Below are 1400 nucleotides of genomic sequence, written 5' to 3' on the forward strand. Positions count from 1 at the left end.
CGCGCCGAGCTGCCGTCGACGCGGCGACGCGGCATCGCGGCCTCGACGGCCTCGACCGCGCTGATCCGCCCGGCCCGGATCTCCTCGGCGACACCCGTCGCGTCGAGCGAGCCGAGCGCGTCGTCGCGATAGGCCGACACCCGGCGGGACTCGTGGTCCTCGCGGACCTCGTCGTGGGGGGCGATGCGGTGGGTGTCGGTGCTCATGGGCCCGAGGTTACTTGCGGGTCACGACACGTGCGGCGGACTCCCTTCGCCCGTCCGCCTGCTGGGACGCCGGGTCAGACCTCGGTCCGGTGGAAGTTGGCGAAGGACCGGCTCGCGGTCGGCCCCCGCTGCCCCTGGTAGTGCGATCCGTAGGCCGCGGAGCCGTAGGGGTGCTCGGCCGGCGACGAGAGGCGGAAGAAGCAGAGCTGGCCGATCTTCATGCCCGGCCACAGGCGGATCGGCAGGGTCGCGACATTGCTCAGCTCGAGCGTCACGTGACCGGAGAACCCGGGGTCGACGAAGCCGGCCGTCGCGTGGGTCAGCAGGCCGAGGCGACCGAGCGAGGACTTGCCTCGACGCGGGCGGCGAGGGCGTCGGGCAGGGTCACCGTCTCGAGGGTGGAGCCGAGGACGAACTCGCCGGGGTGCAGCACGAAGCCCTCGTCGGGCTCGACCTCGATGAGCCGGGTCAGCTCGGGCTGGTCGGCCGCCGGGTCGATGACGGGGTATTTGTGGTTGTCGAAGAGCCGGAAGAACTTGTCCAGCCGCACGTCGACGCTGCTCGGCTGGACCATCGTCGGGTCCCAGGGGTCCAGCACGACCCGGCCACCGTCGATCTCGGCGCGGATGTCCCTGTCGGAGAGCAGCATGGTCCGACCCTAGAGCGCCGCCGGCCTCACTGGGTGAAGTTGATGTCGATCGGCTCGGTCGGGACGTGGTCGAAGACGACGGCCGTCACCGGAGAGTCCGTACCCCCCGAGCGCTCGAAGGTGACGCCGTCCGACGGATAGGGCTCGCCCGGCTCCGCCGCCATGTCGACGCCGTCCTCGGGGTCGATGGTCGTCGTCGCCCCGATCTCCCAGACGTTCCGCGTCCCCGAGACCGCCCAGAAGCGGACCGGTATGCCCTCGGCATTCGTCGCCTTGGTCATCGCCTCCCAGTTCATCTTCGGCGGGATGTCGATGCGCACGCCGCCGTCGGGGAGCAGGTGGACGTGGTCGTCACGGTAGGTCTCGATGATCTTGCGCTCAGTCGGGTTCGACGGCTCCCACGCCTTGCCCGTGGCGAAGGGGGTGGGGTTGGGGTTGGTCGGGGCGGCCGAGGAGCTCTGGTCGGAGGTGCTCGCCGGCGGCGCCGGGTCGGGACCACTCGTGGCGACCACGACTCCCCCGGCGACGACGCGGCGGCCACGGCG

At 71.5% G+C, this 1400-nt stretch carries 1 protein-coding gene and 2 pseudogenes; all 3 read right to left on the bottom strand.

Annotation, left to right across the window (positions count from 1 at the left end; all coding sequences use genetic code 11):
* Positions 1–206 (bottom strand): annotated as a pseudogene (locus AC2W7J_RS18150) (hypothetical protein); the annotation flags it as partial.
* Positions 207–280: 74 nt separating this feature from the next.
* Positions 281–855 (bottom strand): annotated as a pseudogene (dcd, locus tag AC2W7J_RS18155) (dCTP deaminase).
* A 26-nt stretch (positions 856–881) separates the two neighbouring features.
* Positions 882–1400: hypothetical protein (locus tag AC2W7J_RS18160; RefSeq protein ID WP_485984169.1), on the bottom strand; the 519-nt coding region annotated here is incomplete at its 5' end.

This window comes from Janibacter sp. CFPM2_SD2 (assembly GCF_057364645.1).